Raw genomic sequence first — 15,494 nt, 5'->3', positions numbered from 1 at the left:
TTGTTCTTTGCGCGAAGCGGCGCACTTCCGGTGCCCGCAGACCTTCGTTGAAAAACCGTGGGCGCGCCGCCAGGCTGTGGTATCATCGGGGGCAACGTCATGTACCGTTTGGTGTTTCAAAATCGAGCCACGCCGAGAGAACCGGTGGTCGTTGAACTGCCGTCGCTCGTCATCGGTCGCGACGCCGCCTGCAACGTTCAACTCGTGGAAGCCGGCGTGAGCGGGCGGCACGCCGCCATCGAACGCCACACGGACGGTTACTACCTCCACGATCTCGACAGCGTCGGCGGCGTATGCATCAACGGCAAGCCGGTCCGGGAAAGCCGGCTGGCTTCTGGCGATGAACTGGAGGTCGGTGGGGCGCGCATTCGCTTTGAAATTGTCCACGGCACCGGCAACAAACAACCGCGCCATGCCGTGGACCCGCTGCAGGCCCTCGCGATTGCCATTGTCCTGCTGGTGATCGGGGGCCAGGTCGCATTGCTCAGTTCGATGTTCTCCGGGGAGCGGCCGAGGAAAGTGAAGCTGGAAACCGCCCTGGTCACGCATACAGATCAGTCAGTGGTTGCGTCCGCCGGGTCAATGGCCACCAATCCGCCGGCATCGAATGAGCCGCGCCCACCGGCGGCAGCGGTCGCGTTGGCGCCACCTGTGGCCGAGCCAGCCGTGTGGAACCGCATGATACGGATCGCGCGCGTGGATCGTAGCGAAAGTGGCGGCGCGGTGAACATCACCATTCAAGCCAAAGCGCAGGTTGGCGAGCGCGAACTGAACACGGCCGCGGTGGCGATCTGCGTCCAGTTCGCCGCCCTGGGTGGCACGGGATCGAGCGTCATCTGGCGCGAACCGATCTGGTTGCCAATTCCGCAGTGGGAGAATTTCTCAACCAAGTCATTCACCGTCCGTTTTCCCGGTGCGCCACGGGAATTCGTCGGTTTTGTTGTGCGCACGTATTTTCGCAAACAAATGCAGGACATTGCCGCTGCGCCGCCGTCCTTGCGTCCGCTGGCTCCCCTCCCGATTTTGGGAGGTGCGCTGTGATGGAGCCAACGCCCGCGGCAGATCCGCTCATCGGCCGGACGCTTCGCGCGTACGAGGTCCAGGATCAGATCGGCATCAGCCGCTGGGGGAAAGTGTATCGCGCGATCCAGACATCAACCAGTCGTACGGTCGCGATCCGCATCCTTTTGCCCGAGCTGGCTGCCATGCCCGGCAAGACCAACCACTTTCTCGAGGAGTCGCGCACTGACGCGGCACTGGTTCACCCGCACCTGGTGACCGTATACGAAGCCGGGCAGGCGGAGGGCATCTATTTCTGCGCGATGGAATACATGGACGGACCACCACTGCCACAGTTCCTGCGCAGGGATGGCGGGGTGGACGAACATCGCCTGTTGTTGGCGATCATTGGAGTGGCGCGTGCGCTGGATTTCCTTTGGCAACGCCTCATTCCCCACCAACCTCCGCAGGACAAGAACGTGCTGACGAATGCCGACGGTACCGTCAAGCTGATCAACGTCGAACCCATCGAAATGCAACCCAGCCAGTCGCCCCGCGAGGACGTGTTGAGTCTCGCGGTGATGATCGCCACCCTGGCCAATGACATCGCCCCCGTAAGCAAATCCATCAGTGAATTCGTCGAGAGCATGTTGAGTGCGGAGGGCCAGAAGCAATTTGCGTCGCCGGCCGAAGTCGCTTCTGCCGCCGAGGCGCTCGACCGCAAACTCTTTCCACCCGCCAAGGTCGTTCGATCGACCATCGCACAGATCCGACCGAAACACGTTGGCCCGGTGACGACTGCCGCGATCTGGCTGCTTGCGCTTGCCCTGACTGTGGTTGCAGTCTGGTTGTGGTGGCACGTACGCCATCCACGTTGAGGCCGCGGCTACGGCCCAGGTTGCGGTGCGACCCAGTGGCGGACGAGGTCGGGGAACTGGCATTGGCGGCAGGCGGATTTATCGTTGAGACAGAAATCCTGGAAGATTTGCATCAAGCCCTGCTGCTGGCGGGTGGTCTTGATGTAACGGCGGGCGGATGAAGGCTGTTCGAACAGCTGACCGCTTGCGAGGCGGATGATGCTATTCGACGGCGCGGCGGGCAGCCTCGTATAAAGTGCTCTCGCGGTCTCAAAAAGTTTGCGATCACCGTCATTCTCCGCGTAGGCGGCTACGAATGGCAGCACGATGTTGGCGATGATCTCCCGCGCGCGGCTCTCACCGATCAATTCACTTGCCCGTGACTGGGTCTTGCTGCCCAACGTGAAGTGATGGCTCCAATAATCGTCGCGGATTTCTGAAAACAACCGCGACGGATCGCCACCGCTTTGGATCGCGCCGATAACTTTCTCCATGAAGCGCGGATGCTTCTTCAGCAGGGCAACCGCCGCGCCGAGGCGTCGGTGCGGATGGTTTGCCGGCCGCGCGCCGCTGAATCGCCAGATTTCGACGGGGAGAATTCGCTCCTCGAAATCGGGGCGAACTTTCCACCACGCGTTCCAGAGTCGCCTCACATACCGCGCCCCCGCCGAATCACGCGACTGCGGCACGCCGGTTGGGAGGAAGTTGGCGAGGCCAAAGAGAACCGGGGCGAGTTGCGAGCGCTGGCCGTTCAACTCCGCCAGCGGCGCACGTTGCGCCAGGGTGCGGAATGCCACCTTGTTCGCCTTGTAGCCGAGCGCTTCCATCCAGCCTTCATAGAAAGCCTGTTCGGGGCCGACGCGATGAATCCAGCGCGTGAAGCGCCGCATCTTGGCGGCGAACCGTTCATCTCCCGCGGCATCGAGCATCGCGGCGAGCGAACCGATGGGCAACGCACGGAGCACTTGCGCGCACCGGCCGTGATGATTACCGGCGTTGTGCGGATAGGAATCGAGGTCGATCTCGTCGTAGAGTTGCTCCAGCGCGGTGTCCAACTGATGTTGGATGACAATCTGCGGGATGATCTGGCCGGCACGCGTCCGCGGGACGTGCTGGCTGCCGGCTTCCCAGAGGACAACGTGGAGGATCACGTCATTGAAATGCGCATCGTGTTCATGCCCGTGATGGTTCCAATCCTCGGCGCGCAGATGCAATTCAATATCGCCGGTGCGCTCGGGTTCGTCGCCAATCTGGACCGTCGCATGACGAAAGTCGGGGCCGGCTTCGAGGTTCCACCAGCCCTGGAAAACAATGCGCACCGGCCGGCCGTCGGTTGTCCGCAGCGCATCGAGTTTCAGCCGCTGATCGTACCAGATGCACTGCACCAGCCGTTCGCTGATGGGGATCGGGACGTAGTTGCTGTCGGCATCACGCAGGACGGCGGGCGCGAAGACGTTCGGAAAATTTTGGCGCATTAATCGGTTGCGCAACTCACCGTAGCGTGTCAATGCCATCGCTTGCCTCACCGGATAATAGTGCAATATACTGCGGCGTGATGAAAATGCGAACTGGATTTTTTATATGGCTGGCGATCTGCCTGTTTTCAGTTCTCGGCGCGCATGCGGCGCCGCCGGTTGATGAGACGGCGTTCGAAGCGGTGCGCGACCCGGTGGTTCTTGCGGTGCAAAAGGTGCTGCCAGCAGTGGTCAATATCAGCACGGAGCGGCTCGTCGAGCGGGAATTCAACGATCCCTTCGAAGAACTGTTTCAACAATTCTTTCGGCAACCGCGCCGCCCGCAGGTCCAGGGCGTCCAGAGCCTTGGTTCGGGTGTGATCGTGGACGAAGACGGTTGGATCATTACCAACTGGCATGTCGTGCAACGCGCGACGAAAATCAACGTGATCCTCGCGGATGGATCGCGTTACGACGCCCAATACGTAAGTGGTGACGACAAGAACGACCTGGCGCTGCTGCGGATCCAACCTAAGAGAGCGCTGACGGCAGTCGAGATCGCCGGCGAGAGCCAGACGATGCTGGGCGAGACGGTAGTGGCCATCGGTAATCCATTCGGGTTTGACCACACGGTAACCAGGGGCGTAATCAGCGCGAAAGATCGCAGTTGGCCGCCCGAGAACCCCCAGTTTGAAGACGTATTGCAGACCGACGCCGCGATCAATCCCGGCAATTCGGGCGGACCGCTCATCAACGCGCGTGGACAACTCGTCGGTATCAACATGGCAATCCTCTCGCAAGCCCAGGGAATCGGCTTTGCCATACCGGCGCGGCGCGTTGCGCATCTTCTGGCGATGTGGTTTACGCCCGAGAAACGTTCGCGGCTCTGGCTTGGGGCGCGGTTTGGCCGGGAGGACGGCAGGATCGTGGTGACGGATGTGCAGACCAACAGTCCCGCGGCGCAAGCGGGTGTACAAGCGAAGGACAAGGTGGTGGCCTGCGATGGGAAGGAAGTCACGGAGGTATTGCCCCTCCAGCGCTCGCTGATTCATAAGAAGGCCGGTGACGTGGTAAGATTCGATATCGAGCGGGAAGGGACGGCGAAATCGTTCACCATAAAGTTGACGGCACTCCCGGTATTGTCGGCGAGAGATTTAATGCTCAAGAAATTTGGCGTGCAAGTCCAGGCACTCACGCGCGAACTGGCGCAGGGACTGGGCATGCCCTTTACTCAAGGCTTGCTCGTAGCCGATGTGCAGCCGGGTAGTCCCGCCGCGGCGGCGCAGTTCCACCGTGGGATTGTGATCACACAGGTCGCCGGCGAGGGAGTTGCATCGATGGATCGGGTGGCCGAACAACTGGAGGACGTGAAAGCGGGGGACATGGTGAGCATGGCGGTAGTGATTGTCGAACGTCGCGGCGGCATCCTTTTGCAGCAAACGGCAAACGTCTCGCTGAAATCGCGGTAACAAAGGAAGGCGCGCAATGGCAGCCAAAGTAACAAGCAAGGTTCGTGTCGCGGGAATCTGTGGCAGTTTGCGCAGAGAAAGCTACACACGCATGGCGCTGAAGGTGGCGTTGGGCGGCGCGGAAGAAGCGGGCGCGGAGGTGCAGTTGATCGACCTGCGCGATTATCAACTCGTCTTCTGTGATGGCGGCGACCATGGTGACAACCTGCCAAAGGATGTGACGCGCTTGCGCGACGAAGTGAAACACGCTCAGGGGATCCTCCTTGGTACTCCGGAGTATCACGGAGGCTACAGTGGTGTACTGAAGAACGCGCTCGACTTGATGGGCTTCGACGAATTCGAAGGGAAGATGATCGGGCTGGTCGGCGTTTCGGGCGGCAACCTGGGTGCGTTCGGCGCCCTGAGCGCGTTGCGCAGTGTCGGGCGTGCGTTGCACGCGTGGGTGGTGCCCGAGCAGGCAGCGGTCGCGAACGCGGACGAGGTCTTTGACGACGAGGGCAAGTGCAAAGACGAGGCGATTGAGAGGCGATTGAAGGCCGTGGGCCGTCAGGTGGCGAAGTTCGCCAGCCTGCACAATTCTGAACAAGCGCGGGAGTTTCTCCAGTTTTGGGAAGCGGCAGCTGAGAATCCCGGTGGTGGCGACCGATAATCCCGGATGATTCCGGCAGTGTGAAGCGACTTCTCCGTCTTGAACATTCCACCGCTTGCCAATGTCTATGCCCATATGCTAGAAGTTGCAGCGCTTTCCCGTTTAAGCAGATAGAGGAGGAAGTGGCAAGTTTTCGGGAACGCTCTCTGGCTGTGTTATGCAACCGATGATCAAAGTAGAGAATCTGACGAAGCGTTACGCGGGCGTAACCGCGCTAAATGGCGTTTCCTTCGAGGTGCAACGCGGGGAGATTGTCGGCTTTCTCGGTCCGAACGGTGCGGGCAAGAGCACGACGATGCGCATTTTAACGGGCTTCATACCCGCTTCATCAGGACGCGTCGAGGTGGCGGGGTTGGATGTGTTCGAGAACTCTCTCGAAGTGCGCGAGCGGGTTGGGTATATGCCGGAAAACAACCCACTCTATGTGGACATGCGTGTGAGTGAATACCTGAAGTTCCGCTCCAAGCTCAAGGGCCTGCCGCGCGCCGAACGCAAGGAACGTATCCCGGAAGTCCTGGAGATGTGCGGCCTCACGGATGTCTCGCACCGCATCATCGGTCAACTGTCGAAAGGATATCGCCAACGCGTCGGTTTGGCGGACGCGCTGTTGGCCGAGCCGGACCTATTGATTCTTGACGAACCGACGATTGGCCTCGACCCCGTGCAGATTCGCCAGGTGCGGCAACTCATCAAGGACCTGGGTAAGCGGCACACCATTTTGCTTTCGACCCACATCCTGCCGGAAGTGGAGATGACCTGCAATCGGGTCATCATTATTCACCATGGACGCATCCTGGCTTCGGATACGCCGGACAATTTAATGAAAACGCTGCACGCGGGCGGGCTGATCCAGGTGGAAGTGCGCGGTCCCGGTTCGGAAGTGCAGGCCAAGATGCGCGCTCTCGAAGACGTGGAATCGGTCAATGCCAAGATCATCGAGGACGGCTATGTACGCGTGGCGTTGACGCCGAAGTTGGGGACCGATCCGCGCGAGAGGATTTATCAAACCGTGGCGACCAACGGATGGACATTGCGCGAACTGACGCGGACGCGGACGACGCTGGAGGACATCTTCGTCCAGATCACGCGGGAAGAGGATGAGGCGGAAGAGGAGCGGCGCGAGCAGCGGAGGAGCGTGCTGCGATGAGGAATGTACCGGCCTTGTTGCGACGGGAATTGAACGCGTACTTTGCGTCGGTCCTGGGGTACGTGGTGATCATGTTTTTTCTGCTGGTGATGGGAGTCAGCTTCGTTTCCATTGTCGGTGAGTTGCTCTCGCGGGGATCGACGCAGCTGACGGTGATGGAGGGCTTTTTCAGTTGGTTCTGGTTGCCGTCGTTGTTTCTCGTGCCGGCGATCACGATGCGCTTGCTGGCGGAAGAGAAACGCGCCGGCACGCTCGAAATGTTGATGACCGCGCCCGTGACGGATTTCGAGGTGGTCCTGGCCAAGTGGTTGGGTGCGGTGGCGCTGTACACGTTGATGTGGGCGGCGACGGGTTTGTACGTGGTGATCCTGCGCCATTTCTCGGGAGAACAAACCGCATTGGATCTCGGCCCGATCCTCAGCGGATATCTGGGGATCGTGGTGATCGGACAGTTCCTGATCGCGGTTGGATTAATGACGTCCGCCATGACCCGGAATCAAGTGACGGCCTTCCTGATCGCATTCGCCCTATTGTTCTTGTACCTGATTGCGATCTGGTTTGGGTATTATTTCACACGCGGGACGACCGCCGGTAAAATTTTCGAATTCCTGTCGGCATTCGAGCAAATGAATGACTTCCAACGGGGCGTGGTGGATCTGCGGCCACTGGTGCTGTACGCGAGCGGTACGGTGCTGGCGTTGTTCATAACGACCCGCGTGGTTGAATCCAGGAAGTGGAGGTAGTGGTCGTGGCGAACGAAGCCTCGCGAAGCGGCAAACTCCCGACGCTACGCCACCGGCGAGTGGTCGTCGGCGCCAACGTCCTGGTGCAGATTGGGGCGCTGCTGGCCGCCGTGGTCATGGTCAACTGGCTGGCGTCTCGGCATTACGTGCGCTTTGACTGGACGAAAGCGGGTTACTACCAATTGGCCGGAAAGACCAAGCAGGTACTCGCGAGTTTGAAAGACCCCGTCGACCTGATTGTTTTCTTACCGCCCGCAGGCGACCACCAGCACGAGTATGTCGCGAAGACCCTCGATGATGTCCACAACCTGCTGAAGGAATTTAAGTTCTACGGTAAAGAGAAGCTGCACGTGGAATATGTCGATCCGCAACGCGACCTGGCGCGTGCGCAACAACTTGTCAAGCAGTACAATCTTGACTCTCCGGATGTGATCATTTTCGCGAGCCGCGGGCATCACAAATACGTGCGGCTCGATGAAATGGTCGATCTCGGCGCCCAAAGCCAGGAAATGGGCGAAAGCCGCGTCAAGGCGTTCAGGGGGGAAGGCCTGTTTCTTTCCGCGATCCAGACCGTGACCGAGGAAGAGTCGCCCAAGGTGTATTTCCTGACGGGTCATGGCGAGCGTGATCCCGAGGATTTCGACCAACGCGAGGGCTATTCGGAACTCTCACGCTACATCAAGCGCGACAATATCCTCGTGGAGAAATGGAATCTGCTGGAGAGCCAGGCGTTGCCGACGGATGCGGGCGCGATTGTCATCGCCGGCCCACGCAAGGCATTCGCGCCATCCGAATTGAACGCGTTGGAGCAGTACCTGAAAGGCAAAGGCCGCCTGATTATTATGCTCGACGCTCACACCCAGACGGGTCTCGAGGTGTTTCTCAAGCGTTGGGGTGTACAGGTAGACGATGACCTGGCAATGCGCCAGGCAGGGGTGTTGCTTGGCACGCAGATGCTTGATGTCAATGCCGTGGCCGCCGATTACGCTCCGCATCCGATTACGGCCAAGCTTGCTGACACAAATACAGAATTCCCGTATGCGCGATCGATTCGTCGTGCGCCGCAGCCGGAAAGCGGGACGCCGGACCAGCCGCGGGTTACCGAATTGGTCAAGGCGGCTCCCGCGTATTGGGGTGAGACCGATCCCGATACGGAACATGCGGTGTTCGACGCCGCAACGGACATTGCGGGGCCACTTCCGTTGGCGGTGGCGGTCGAGACGAGTAAGCCGCATGGCGTAGATGTGGACATCGGCGTTACGCGTCTGGTGGTCGTCGGCACATCGCGGTTTGTGGACAACAGCAGTCTCGGTGGCGGCAATCTCGACTTTTTCATGAACGCGGTTAACTGGTTGCTCCAACGCGAGCAACTGATGGCCGTCAGCCCGAAAGTTCCCGACGAATTTCGTCTCGATATGTCTCCGAGCCAGCAGCATGCCGTTTATATGCTCGTGGTTGGCGGGTTGCCGCTGATGGTGGCGATTATTGGCATTGTGGTTTGGTTAAGCCGCCGCAAATAACGACCTCCAGATGTTTCTGCGGCTCCAGAAGTAACGAATAATTGGATATGAAATCGCGCACGACATTGGTGTTGGTCCTTGTCGCCCTGGTGATCGGCGGGCTGGTTGCCCTCGATTACTACTGGGGCACTTCCACCCAGGAGTTGCAGGCCAGAAACAAGCGCGTCCTCGATTTCCAGTCGAAGGACATCATCGGCTTGGATATCGGGTTGACGAACCAGGTTTACGCGCTCGAAAGATCGGGTGACCAATGGCAAATCAAAAAGCCACTGGATGTTCGCGCCAACTATGGCACGGTCAGCTCGATCTTAGACGAACTGGAGTTTGCCGAGCGCAAACGTTCAATTACCGAGCAGGAACTCAAAGGGTTGACTCGAAAAGACTTTGGGCTGCAATTGCCGCGCGTCCACCTGACATTACGGAACAAAAAGGGGAGCATGGTCCTGCTCGTCGGCAATGAGACGCCAACGAAGGACGCGGTCTATGCCCAGTTGCAGGGTAAGAAGGATGTGCTCGTTTTGCCGAAGTCGATTTATGAGCGTTTGGATCGCACCTTGGACGACCTGCGTGACCGCACCGTCATTGACTTCCAGCCCGCCTCCGCCACGCGCATCGAGATCAAGAGTCCCGACCGCGTGATCGAATTGGCGAAGTCGGCAGCCACCACGAATGCAGAACCGCGTTGGGCGGTGACACGTCCACTCGCCGCCCGCGCCGACCCGCGCAAAGTCAGCGAACTACTCTCCGATTTGAGCGGGCTGCGCGTGACTGACTTTGTCAGCGAAGATGCGAAGGACATCCACACGTACCAGCTTGATGAGCCGGAACGCGAGGTCACGGTGTGGACAGGTGAATCGGGCAAGACGTTGCAGATCGGTCGCGCCTCGACCAATGACCCGGGCAAGGTGTATGCAAAACTCAAGAGCACCGACTCGATTTATACCGTGCCCTCCGCCAGCGTGCAGAAGTTTGCGGTCCAAGCCAATGATTTGCGCGACGCGCAGGTGCTCGAGTTCCCGGAGAGTGACGTGCACGGGATCGAAGTGTTGCATGGTACGGACAAGATTTCGCTCGTGCGCACCGATTCAACATGGAGCATCACGGCGCCGGCTGTCGCGGCTGCAGAGGGTAACGCGGTCCAGCAGTTGCTCAGACAGCTCGGCAGCTTGAAGGCCCGGCAATTTATGGCGGACGTGGCAACCGATTTGGATAAATACGGATTGGCGGCGCCGCTGGCGACCGTGACTCTGCGCGGGGAGGGGACAAACTTGCTGGCGCAACTGTTGGTCGGTGCGCTGGATGCGTCGAACGCTGTCCGTTTCGTGAAACGGGTTGACGAGCCATTCGTGTATGGGGTGGACACCAACATCGTCGGGTGGTTGCCAGCGAACTATCTCGCGCTGCGCGCACGCACGCTGGTCGATTTGAAATCGGACCAGGTTACGAAGCTAACGATTGAGAGGAAGTCGGGAAAAGTGACTTTGCAACGTGACGCTGACAAGAAATGGAAACTGATGGAGCCTGCCCAGGGAGTGATCGACAACGATGCTCTGCAACGCTTGCTCGATGAGTTGGCGTCCGTGTATGCGGAGGAGTTTGTGCGCGAAGGGCGCGACAATCTGGCCGAGTATGGGCTTGACCAACCCGAAGCGACGGTCGCCGCGACCCTGGGTGACAAGACATACACGCTCACGCTTGGTAAACTGCTGGATGTGGAGAGGCGGTACGCATTCTGGAGCGATCCACCACTGGTTTTTACAATCTGGACGAGTCGGGCGAATACATTGTCACGAGACATTGTCACGCAGCCCAATCCGCAGCCTGCGCCCGCAACGACGAACGCGCTCCCGTCGAGCGCTGTTCCGCCTGTTAGTCAGATCATTAAAGTGCCTGCCTACGCGCCCGCGTCGACGAATGGGCTGGATAAACAGTCCGCTGGGTCCTGACGTCTTGGGGAAACACGTTGACGGGCCGAGACGGTGCGTTTAAGAATCACCCGACGTGAAGTTTCTGTACAGGCTTTTTGTCCGCTTTCTGGTGGTGGTGGTGGTATTCTCACTGCTGTCGCTTGGCTACCTGCACCTCTATGGGTTCCCTGATTTTCTCAAGGAGATGCTTTTGAGTGAGTTGCAACGGGCAGGCTACGCCGCCCAGTTCACCTCGATCCGTCTGGATCTCTTTCGCGGGGTCGTGGCCACCGATGCGACGTTTGCGGACGCGAAAACGCCGGATCAACCTCTCGCGCAAATCGACGAGCTGGAATTGCAGTTTAGCTTGAAGCGACTCCTCCACAAGCAGACCTTTATCCGCGCGATCCATATTGCCAACGCGGTGATCGCCATTCCCACGCCGCCGGACGAGAACGGCCCGGCCAAGTTCACGGCGTCTGATGCGTACGCTACTTTTAAATTCGAAGACGACGGCTCCATTCGCGTGGATCGGCTTACGGGTGTTTATTGCGGAATTCGCCTGAACGTCTCCGGGCGTATTAAGCCCCGCTCGGCCTCCGCGACAACAACGACCCCGGCCACCGTGCAGATTTCCACAAAGGGGGGGCAGTTTCTCTTTTTCACGAAGGCCGTGCGTGAGTTGAACCAGATTCAGGTCACACTTCCCCCGCAGCTCGATTTGGATTTTGACCTCGATTTGGCGCAACCGCTCGTCGGGCATGTGGTGGCGAAACTGCGCGGCAGCCAGCTTCAGTATCGCGACCTCCACCTTGACTCCGCGGGCGTCGATATCGAAATGACTGACGGTGCGATTGAATTGCACCACTGTGAAGCCTCGCTGTACGGCGGCGAAATCGACATTCACGGCCGTTATGACATCGCGATGGGACAATTTGATGTAGCGTTGTCCAGCACGACCGACCCCGCGGCCATTGTTCCGCTGGTGATCAAGGACGCCGGGCCGATTCTGCGCGACCTGCGGGTCCAGGAGAACCCGAAAATTCTGGCGCGTTACCGGCTGAATCCGGAAACGGGCAGCCTACCCGAATTGACGGGCACCGTGCAAACGGGGGGGCTCACCTTTCAGGGCATCGAATTTCGTTCGATCAAATTTGGCTTTGAAGACCGCGGTCCGCAGGTCAAGTTTAACGATGTCGATGTCGTCACGCCTGGGGGGCGTTTAACCGGACACGGCGAGTATCATCTTGAAAGCACCGACTTCACCTACGAATTTGATAGCACAATTGACCCCACCAAGCTCCTGCCCGTGATGTTCAAGTATGTCCGGCAGATTGTCGAGCCGGCATGGTTTGAGACGCCTCCGCACATCGTCGCAAAGGTTCGCGGTGATTTTGTTGATCCCGATGCGTTGGCGTACGACGCGCAAATTGATGCCCACCGCTGTAGTTACCGTGGTGTCGGACTCGAAAGCGCATCGGCGAGGTTGCGTCTCCGCGAAAGCCGGCTCGATGTGGAGGACTTGCAATTGGAGCGGCGGGAGGGTGATGTCCGCGGCATGTTGTTTGCAGACTTCAACGCCCACCGCGTCAACTTCGACCTCACGGCCAGGGCAAACCCCTCGGAGATCGCCGGGTTGCTTGGGGAAAAGGCGGTGAAAACGATGGCCCCTTACCGATTTGGATCGCGCACCAACGCGAAAGCGCGTGGCGTGATCGATTTCGATAAACCTGAGGCCACGACCTGGGCGGCGCACGTTTTCAACGAGGGCTTTTCGTATTGGAAGTTTACCGCTGACCGGGCGCAGGCAACCCTCGTGTTCACGAACAACACGATGCAAATCAACGATTTTGATGCGGATTTCTATGGCGGCAAACTGCGTGGCCGCGCTGGCTTCGTCTTTTCGGATGCCGACCCGTCGTACAACTTCGAGTTCTCGGTCGATCATGCGGACGTTCACAGCCTACTCACAGCCACGGAGGACCGCGAGAGTACCGTCACCGGGTTGCTGACGGGCCAGGCGACGATCGATGGACGTGGAAACGATCTGAGCAGCTTGAGCGGGACGGGGCAGCTCAACGTGACGGATGGCATCCTCTGGCAGGCGCCGGTGTTTGGCATCTTCTCGGAGATCCTTGGCAAGACCAAGGCGACGCGCGCGCAGGCTTCGTTCACCATCACCAATCAGGCCGTGAGCACGGAAGACATGCAAATCGCCGCTGGCGCCTTCACGGCCGAGAGTCGGGGGCAGCTCGGTTTCGACGGCAAGCTGGACTTTCGGGTCGAGGCCCAGTTTTTGCGCGCGTGGCCCGGCATCGGGTGGATTTCACCACTTATCGGCAAGCTCCTCGAATACAAAGTTGGCGGCACGATCGGCGATCCGAAGTATCGGCCGGTCAACCTGCCAAAAGAATTGCTGCCGAGCCGGTGAGACGCGCGGCGTCATTTGACTTTGCCCAATCGCTTGGCTAGGCTCGCTCGCGTGAGGGTGGAACTTGTCAACACCGGCAGCGAGCTTTTGCTCGGCTTCACCGTTAACACGCATCTTGGTTATATCGCGCGCCAACTCGCCAGTATCGGCCTGCGACTTGACCGACAGGTCACGGTTGCCGATGACCGCACGGAGATGCGGGCGGCGGTCGAGGAAGCATTGCGACGTAGCGATATCTTGATCATTACCGGTGGACTCGGTCCCACGTCCGACGATTTCACGCGCGACGTTGTCGCGGAACTGCTGGACCGCAAACTCGTGCGCGATGAATCGGTCGCGACCCACATTGCTGAACGCATTCGCGCGCGAAGGATTCGCCTGCCGGAATCCATCTACGTGCAGGCCCTCGTCCCCGTCGGCGCGCAAGTGTTGCCGAATCGTAATGGCACCGCTCCCGGCCTGGCAATCGACCAAGAGGGCAAACTGGTCTTGCTGTTGCCCGGTCCCCCACGCGAACTCAAGCCGATGTTTGAGGAATACGTCTTACCGGTCCTGGAGAAACACTTTGGCGCGCAGGCGCGGTTCGATTGCCGCACTTTCAAGGTCGTCGGACTTGCCGAGTCAGTCGTTGAGGAGAAGGTCGCGCCTGTTTTGTCCGATTTGCCGGACCTTGAACTGGGTTATAGCGCCAAGATGGGCGAGGTTGAGGTGCGGATTATTTCCGACCTCAAATCGACCGCGGATGAGGCCGAGAGCCGAATACGAACGGCTCTGGCGGATAATATCTACGGAACCGGCGACGCCAGGCTTGAAGAAACCGTAGTGAAGATGTTGACGGTAGTTCACCAGACGATTGCCACTGCTGAATCGTGCACGGGTGGTGCGATTGCCAACCGCATCACGAATGTGAGTGGCTCCAGCGAGGTTTTCATCAATGGCTGTGTTACCTACTCAAATGAATCGAAGACCCGCCTGCTCGGTGTATCGGAAAAGACTCTCGCGGAGCATGGCGCAGTAAGCGAGGAGGTCGCACGGGAAATGGCAGAGGGCATCCGGACGCTCAGCCGCACGAACTTCGGCATCAGCACGACGGGAATCGCCGGGCCGACGGGTGGCACGCCTGAAAAACCTGTAGGTCTGGTCTATATCGGCTTCGCGACGCCCGAGCGCACCGATGTACAGCGTCATCTGCTGGCGTTCGACCGCGAAACTTTCAAGTTCTTCGTCACGCAATACGCACTTGACGTCGTTCGCCGCGAGCTTCTCAAGAAATGATCCGCGCTTTTATCGCCGTTGATATTCCCGACGACGTGCGCGCCGCCATCGAGGAGGCGCAAGCACGGTTGAAACGAACGGATCTCGGTGTGAAGATTTCGTGGACGAAAGTTGCGAACCTCCATCTCACATTGCAGTTTCTTGGCGATGTTGAGCAAGTGGTCGTTGATAAGCTCAAGTCCGCGTTACGACCAGTCGCAGCCGAACACCAGCCATTCGACGTATCGGTGCGAGGCGCAGGAGCATTCCCTGATGAAAAGCGCCCACGCGTGGTCTGGATTGGGTGCAGTGACAACGGGAACAGGCTGCCAGCACTGGCGCGGGCAGTGCAGACGGTGACGCAACCGTTGGGGTTTGTGCCCGAACACCAAGAATTTTCGGCCCACTTGACGCTTGGACGAATTAGATCGCCGCGCCCGGACGCTGCGTTGACAAGGGCCATCGATTCCCTTAAAGATACAACCTTCGGGACGTTGCGGGTGGAAGCCATCCATCTCTTCGAGAGCCAACTTCATCCCGAAGGTTCGATTTATACGAAGCTTTCGTCACACGCTCTGGGAGCGCACAACTAAAAGGAGATTCACGATGTCGGCCAAAGTTGAAACCAAAGAAAAGGAATCCGCAGCCACCAAGGCGGGTGCGCTAAAGGACAAGAACTTGCAGGCAGCGCTCGCGTCCATTGAAAAGCAATATGGCAGCGGCTCCATCATGCGCCTCGGCGACGAGATGTCGCACGTGGACATTCCGGTGATCCCCACGGGCGCGTTTGCGCTCGATTTGGCGCTCGGCGTCGGCGGTATCCCGCGCGGGCGTATTACCGAGGTGTTTGGTCCCGAGAGCAGCGGCAAGACGACGTTGATGCTTAGCGTGATCGCCAGTGCGCAGCGCGCAGGCGGCCTGGCGGCGTTCGTGGACGCTGAGCATGCGGTGGATCCCTCCTACGCCAGGCGCATTGGCGTGAACCTCGACGATTTGTTGATCAGCCAGCCGGACAGCGGCGAGGAAGCGCTGACGATTGCCGAAACGCTCATCCGCAGCAATGC

13 protein-coding genes are annotated in these 15,494 nt (G+C 59.2%); 12 read left to right on the top strand and 1 reads right to left on the bottom strand.

Annotated features, from left to right (window positions below):
- Positions 1 to 57 precede the first annotated feature (57 nt).
- Positions 58 to 1,041 (top strand): FHA domain-containing protein, encoded by a 984-nt coding sequence (locus tag VNL17_14890; GenBank protein ID HXI85366.1) that lies wholly within the window; start codon positions 58 to 60, stop codon positions 1,039 to 1,041.
- On the top strand, positions 1,041 to 1,877 hold the full coding sequence (locus VNL17_14885) for a protein kinase (GenBank protein ID HXI85365.1): 837 nt from the start codon (positions 1,041 to 1,043) through the stop codon (positions 1,875 to 1,877). Before VNL17_14890 ends, VNL17_14885 begins: the two co-directional genes overlap by 1 nt.
- Before the next feature lie 8 nt (positions 1,878 to 1,885).
- On the opposite strand, the gene VNL17_14880 is transcribed toward VNL17_14885, so the two are convergent.
- The gene (locus VNL17_14880) at positions 1,886 to 3,370 is read right to left on the bottom strand and encodes a DUF2851 family protein (protein HXI85364.1); all 1,485 of its coding nucleotides are present in this window, start codon (positions 3,368 to 3,370) and stop codon (positions 1,886 to 1,888) included.
- 41 nt (positions 3,371 to 3,411) lie between these two features.
- On the opposite strand from VNL17_14880, the gene VNL17_14875 reads away from it, so the two are divergent.
- From VNL17_14875 to VNL17_14830, 10 genes are all read left to right on the top strand, one after another.
- Positions 3,412 to 4,779, top strand: coding sequence for a trypsin-like peptidase domain-containing protein (locus VNL17_14875; GenBank protein ID HXI85363.1), 1,368 nt, complete (start codon positions 3,412 to 3,414; stop codon positions 4,777 to 4,779).
- Between the two features lie 16 nt (positions 4,780 to 4,795).
- Positions 4,796 to 5,428: an NADPH-dependent FMN reductase gene (locus VNL17_14870; protein HXI85362.1), complete on the top strand. Its 633-nt coding sequence runs from the start codon at positions 4,796 to 4,798 to the stop codon at positions 5,426 to 5,428.
- A gap of 157 nt (positions 5,429 to 5,585) precedes the next feature.
- Complete coding sequence (locus VNL17_14865; GenBank protein ID HXI85361.1) at positions 5,586 to 6,575, top strand: ATP-binding cassette domain-containing protein; 990 nt, start codon at positions 5,586 to 5,588, stop codon at positions 6,573 to 6,575.
- Positions 6,572 to 7,318 (top strand): ABC transporter permease subunit, encoded by a 747-nt coding sequence (locus tag VNL17_14860; protein ID HXI85360.1) that lies wholly within the window; start codon positions 6,572 to 6,574, stop codon positions 7,316 to 7,318. The genes VNL17_14865 and VNL17_14860 overlap by 4 nt, the downstream gene beginning before the upstream one ends.
- A 5-nt stretch (positions 7,319 to 7,323) precedes the next feature.
- Complete coding sequence (locus VNL17_14855; protein HXI85359.1) at positions 7,324 to 8,838, top strand: GldG family protein; 1,515 nt, start codon at positions 7,324 to 7,326, stop codon at positions 8,836 to 8,838.
- A 47-nt stretch (positions 8,839 to 8,885) separates the two neighbouring features.
- Positions 8,886 to 10,784: a DUF4340 domain-containing protein gene (locus VNL17_14850; protein HXI85358.1), complete on the top strand. Its 1,899-nt coding sequence runs from the start codon at positions 8,886 to 8,888 to the stop codon at positions 10,782 to 10,784.
- Between the two features lie 55 nt (positions 10,785 to 10,839).
- Positions 10,840 to 13,176, top strand: a complete 2,337-nt coding sequence (locus tag VNL17_14845) for an AsmA-like C-terminal region-containing protein (GenBank protein ID HXI85357.1) — start codon at positions 10,840 to 10,842, stop codon at positions 13,174 to 13,176.
- A gap of 51 nt (positions 13,177 to 13,227) precedes the next feature.
- On the top strand, positions 13,228 to 14,451 hold the full coding sequence (locus tag VNL17_14840) for a competence/damage-inducible protein A (GenBank protein ID HXI85356.1): 1,224 nt from the start codon (positions 13,228 to 13,230) through the stop codon (positions 14,449 to 14,451).
- Positions 14,448 to 15,023 carry an RNA 2',3'-cyclic phosphodiesterase gene (thpR, locus tag VNL17_14835; GenBank protein ID HXI85355.1) on the top strand — a complete coding sequence of 192 codons (576 nt, stop codon included), beginning with the start codon at positions 14,448 to 14,450 and terminating at the stop codon, positions 15,021 to 15,023. Before VNL17_14840 ends, thpR begins: the two co-directional genes overlap by 4 nt.
- Before the next feature lie 13 nt (positions 15,024 to 15,036).
- The coding region (locus tag VNL17_14830) for a DNA recombination/repair protein RecA (GenBank protein ID HXI85354.1) at positions 15,037 to 15,494 on the top strand (458 nt) is incomplete at its 3' end.

The organism is Verrucomicrobiia bacterium (assembly GCA_035577545.1).
In the GTDB taxonomy this organism is placed as follows: Bacteria; Verrucomicrobiota; Verrucomicrobiia; order Palsa-1439; family Palsa-1439; genus Palsa-1439.
The sequence above is the reverse complement of the archived record's forward strand: the minus strand, read 5'-3'. Positions and strand labels throughout refer to the sequence as shown.

Coding starts and splice junctions, on each gene's coding strand:
- VNL17_14885 (HXI85365.1), top strand. CDS start 1,041: ATGGAGCCAACGCCCGCGGCAGATCCGCTCATCGGCCGGACGCTTCGC.
- thpR (HXI85355.1), top strand. CDS start 14,448: ATGATCCGCGCTTTTATCGCCGTTGATATTCCCGACGACGTGCGCGCC.
- VNL17_14870 (HXI85362.1), top strand. CDS start 4,796: ATGGCAGCCAAAGTAACAAGCAAGGTTCGTGTCGCGGGAATCTGTGGC.
- VNL17_14860 (HXI85360.1), top strand. CDS start 6,572: ATGAGGAATGTACCGGCCTTGTTGCGACGGGAATTGAACGCGTACTTT.
- VNL17_14850 (HXI85358.1), top strand. CDS start 8,886: ATGAAATCGCGCACGACATTGGTGTTGGTCCTTGTCGCCCTGGTGATC.
- VNL17_14875 (HXI85363.1), top strand. CDS start 3,412: ATGAAAATGCGAACTGGATTTTTTATATGGCTGGCGATCTGCCTGTTT.
- VNL17_14865 (HXI85361.1), top strand. CDS start 5,586: ATGCAACCGATGATCAAAGTAGAGAATCTGACGAAGCGTTACGCGGGC.
- VNL17_14880 (HXI85364.1), bottom strand. CDS start 3,370: ATGGCATTGACACGCTACGGTGAGTTGCGCAACCGATTAATGCGCCAA.